This is a genomic window from Rhodococcus sp. EPR-134 (genome assembly GCF_001647205.1).
Classification (GTDB): Bacteria; Actinomycetota; Actinomycetes; order Mycobacteriales; family Mycobacteriaceae; genus Rhodococcus_F; species Rhodococcus_F qingshengii.
Window position 1 is genome coordinate 1 of record NZ_LVCT01000615.1, and the last position, 4,844, is coordinate 4,844.

At 63.3% G+C, this 4,844-nt stretch carries 1 protein-coding gene and 1 pseudogene; both read right to left on the reverse strand.

The window, feature by feature from the left end; translation table 11 throughout:
- Positions 1 to 1,913 (reverse strand): annotated as a pseudogene (locus tag A2J01_RS26930) (DNA-directed RNA polymerase subunit beta'); the annotation flags it as partial.
- 117 nt (positions 1,914 to 2,030) lie between these two features.
- The coding region (gene rpoB / locus A2J01_RS26935; RefSeq protein ID WP_064113962.1) for a DNA-directed RNA polymerase subunit beta at positions 2,031 to 4,844 on the reverse strand (2,814 nt) is incomplete at its 5' end.

The following is a 4,844-nucleotide window of genomic DNA, read 5'->3' on the forward strand; positions in this document are numbered from 1 at the left end:
GTCAGACGCACCTTGATCTGAGCCTGAACCGAGAGCGCGCCGCGGTCGACTGCCATCTGAGCCTCGGCGGGCGAGGAGTACACGCCCTGCTCTGCCTCGTCGTTGGTCGGAGCAACGAGCTCACCGGTGACACCCTCGTCGAGACGGGTCAGGTGGAACAGACCCGTGACCATGTCCAGACGCGGCATGGCGAGCGGGCGACCCGAAGCAGGCGAGAGGATGTTGTTCGAGGACAGCATCAGGATGCGTGCCTCGGCCTGTGCCTCTGCCGACAGCGGGAGGTGAACAGCCATCTGGTCACCGTCGAAGTCGGCGTTGAAGGCCTCACACACCAGCGGGTGGAGCTGAATGGCCTTGCCCTCGACGAGCTGCGGCTCGAATGCCTGGATACCCAGACGGTGCAGCGTAGGTGCACGGTTGAGCAGCACGGGGTGCTCGGCGATGACCTCTTCGAGGACGTCCCACACCTGGACGCGCTTGCGCTCGACCATGCGCTTTGCCGACTTGATGTTCTGCGCGTGGTTCAGATCGACCAGACGCTTCATCACGAACGGCTTGAACAGCTCGAGAGCCATCAGCTTGGGCAGACCACACTGGTGCAGCTTGAGCTGAGGACCGACGACGATGACGGAACGACCCGAGTAGTCGACGCGCTTACCGAGCAGGTTCTGACGGAAGCGACCCTGCTTGCCCTTGAGCAGATCGCTCAGGGACTTCAGCGGGCGGTTACCCGGTCCGGTGACCGGACGTCCACGACGACCGTTGTCGAACAGGGCGTCGACCGACTCCTGCAGCATCCGCTTCTCGTTGTTGACGATGATCTCGGGAGCACCGAGGTCGATCAGTCGCTTGAGGCGGTTGTTGCGGTTGATGACGCGGCGGTACAGGTCGTTGAGGTCGGACGTCGCGAAACGTCCACCGTCGAGCTGAACCATCGGGCGAAGCTCCGGCGGGATCACCGGAACAGCGTTGAGGACCATGCCCATCGGCGAGTTGCCGTTGGTCTGGAATGCCGCAACCACCTTGAGGCGCTTGAGTGCACGCAGCTTCTTCTGGCCCTTGCCGCTGCGGATGGTCTCGCGGAGAGACTCTGCCTCGGCGTCGAGGTCGAAGTTCTGCATCAGGATCTGGATGGACTCTGCGCCCATCGCACCCGTGAAGTACTCGCCGTAACGGTCGACCAGCTCGCGGTACAGGAGCTCGTCGATGATGAGCTGCTTGACGCTCAGCTTGGTGAAGGTGGTCCAGATCTCGTCGAGACGATCCAGCTCACGCTGCGCGCGGTCACGGAGCTGACGCATTTCGCGCTCGCCGCCGTCCTTGACCTTGCGGCGGACATCGGACTTCGCGCCCTCTGCCTCGAGCTCGGCGATGTCGGCTTCGAGCTTCTGCGCACGTGCCTCGAGATCGGCGTCGCGCTGATCTGCGACGGTCTTCTTCTCGACCTGCATCTCGGCTTCGAGGGTGGACAGCTCGTTGTGACGGAGCTCCTCGTCGACACCGACGATGACGTAGGCAGCGAAGTAGATGATCTTTTCGAGATCCTTCGGAGCCAGGTCGAGCAGGTAACCGAGACGGCTCGGAACACCCTTGAAGTACCAGATGTGCGTGACCGGTGCGGCCAGTTCGATGTGACCCATGCGCTCACGACGAACCTTGGCGCGAGTGACCTCGACGCCACAGCGCTCACAGATGATGCCCTTGAAGCGGACACGCTTGTACTTACCGCAGTAGCACTCCCAGTCCCGAGTGGGGCCGAAGATCTTCTCGCAGAAGAGGCCGTCCTTCTCGGGCTTGAGCGTGCGGTAGTTGATGGTCTCCGGCTTCTTGACCTCGCCGTAGGACCAATTGCGGATGTCCTCTGCACTGGCCAAGCCAATGCGGAGTTCATCGAAGAAGTTGACGTCGAGCACGTAACTTCCTTTCCCCGTTGGGGTTACGGTTGCCGGTCACCCGGCAACCTGACTGCCAATTCAAATGTGAACTACGCCCCCGGGCCGCTCTTTCAAGAGCAACCCGGGGACCGAAACCTAGTTCGCGAGGTCGTCGACCGTCGCAGCTTCGTTCCTGGACAGGTTGATGCCCAGGTTCGCTGCGGCCCGCTCCAAGTCCTCGTCGTCGCCGTCCGCCATCGTGATGGCCGCGCCGTCCGAGGACAGCACCTCCACGTTGAGGCAGAGCGACTGGAGCTCCTTGAGGAGCACCTTGAACGACTCGGGGATGCCGGGTTCGGGGATGTTCTCGCCCTTGACGATGGCTTCGTACACCTTGACTCGACCGACCACGTCGTCAGACTTGATGGTCAGCAGTTCCTGCAGCGTGTAAGCCGCGCCGTAGGCCTGCATCGCCCAGCACTCCATCTCACCGAAGCGCTGGCCACCGAACTGTGCCTTACCACCGCGAGGCTGCTGCGTGATCATCGAGTACGGACCGGTCGAACGAGCGTGGATCTTGTCGTCGACCAAGTGGTGCAGCTTGATGATGTACATGTAACCGACCGAGACCGGGTACGGGAACGGCTCGCCGGAGCGGCCGTCGAACAAGGTGGCCTTTCCGTCGGGTCCGACCATCTGCTCGCCGTCACGGTTCGGCAGCGTCGCGCCGAGGAGACCGGTGAGCTCGTCTTCCTTCGCACCGTCGAACACCGGGGTGGCGATGTTCGAGTCGGCCGGAGCGGACAGCATCTCTTCCGGCAGGGTCGCAGCCCAGTCGGGACGAGAGCCGTCGGACGCGATCTGAACGTTCCAGCCGGTCTTGCCGATCCACCCGAGGTGGGTCTCCAAGACCTGACCGATGTTCATACGACGCGGGACGCCGTGCGTGTTCAAGATGATGTCGACAGGCGTGCCGTCCGAGAGGAACGGCATGTCTTCCTGCGGCAGGATCTTGCCGATGACGCCCTTGTTACCGTGGCGGCCGGCGAGCTTGTCACCGTCCTGGATCTTGCGCTTCTGTGCCACGTAGACGCGGACCAGCTCGTTGACACCGGGAGGCAGATCGTCGTCTTCGTCACGCGAGAACACGCGGATTCCGATGACCTTGCCGGTCTCACCGTGAGGAACCTTGAGGGACGTGTCACGAACCTCGCGAGCCTTCTCACCGAAGATGGCGCGAAGGAGGCGCTCTTCGGGGGTCAGCTCGGTCTCGCCCTTCGGCGTGACCTTTCCGACCAGCACGTCGCCGTCACGAACCTCGGCACCGATACGGATGATGCCGCGCTCGTCGAGGTCGGCGAGGACCTCGTCGGAGACGTTCGGGATGTCGCGAGTGATTTCCTCGGCACCGAGCTTGGTGTCGCGGGCATCGATCTCGTGCTCCTCGATGTGAATCGAGGTCAGGACGTCCTCTTCCACGAGACGCTGCGACAGAATGATCGCGTCCTCGTAGTTGTGGCCTTCCCACGGCATGATCGCGACGAGCAAGTTCTTGCCCAGCGCCATCTCACCGTTCTCGGTGCAAGGGCCGTCGGCCAGGACCTGGCCGGCCTCGACACGCTGTCCCTCGTCCACGATCGGACGCTGGTTGGCGCACGTGCCCTGGTTGGAACGCGCGAACTTGCGCATCCGGTACGTCTTGCGGCTTCCGTCGTCAGCCATCACCGTGACGTAGTCCGCGGAGATCTCCTCCACGACACCGGTCTTCTCGGTGATGATGACGTCGCCGGCATCCACAGCTGCACGCAGCTCCATGCCGGTACCGACGAGAGGTGCCTCGCTGCGAACCAGCGGGACAGCCTGACGCTGCATGTTCGCGCCCATCAGGGCACGGTTTGCATCGTCGTGCTCGAGGAACGGAATCATCGCGGTTGCGACGGACACCATCTGACGCGGCGAAACGTCCATGTAGTCGATGTCGGAGGACGCGACGAACTCGACCTCGCCACCCTTACGGCGGACGAGAATCTTCGAGTCGGTGAAGCGACCCTCGCGGTCGATGGCCGAGTTGGCCTGCGCGACTACGTGGCGGTCTTCTTCGTCAGCGGTCAGGTAGTCGACCTCGTCGGTCACCTGTCCGTCGACGACGCGACGGTACGGGGTCTCGATGAAACCGAACGGGTTGACGCGGGCGTAGACCGACAGCGAACCGATCAGGCCGATGTTCGGGCCTTCCGGGGTCTCGATCGGGCACATGCGGCCGTAGTGCGACGGGTGAACGTCGCGAACCTCGAGGCCGGCGCGCTCACGGGACAGACCACCCGGGCCGAGGGCGGACAGACGACGCTTGTGCGTCAGCCCCGACAGCGGGTTGTTCTGGTCCATGAACTGCGACAGCTGGGAGGTTCCGAAGAACTCCCTGATCGCAGCGACGACGGGACGGATGTTGATCAGCGTCTGAGGCGTGATTGCCTCGACGTCCTGTGTGGTCATGCGCTCACGAACCACACGCTCCATGCGGGACAGGCCCACGCGGATCTGGTTCTGGATGAGCTCGCCGACGGTACGCAGACGACGGTTGCCGAAGTGGTCGATGTCGTCGACCTCGACGGGAACCTCGACGCCGCCCGGAGCCGTCATCGAGGTGTCACCTGCGTGCAGACGCACGAGGTACTCGACGGTGGCGACGATGTCTTCTTCGGTGAGCGTGGATGCAACGATCGGCTGACCCGCGTTCAGGCCGAGCTTCTTGTTGATCTTGTAACGACCCACGCGAGCGAGGTCGTAGCGCTTGTCCTTGAAGAACAGGTTCTCCAGCAGGGTCTGCGCGCTCTCCTTGGTGGGGGGCTCGCCCGGACGCAGCTTGCGGTAGATGTCGAGCAACGCCTCATCGGTGCCGGCGGTGTTGTCCTTCTCCAGCGTGGCCATGAGGATCTCGGAGAAGCCGAAGCGCTCCGTGATCTGCTCGGT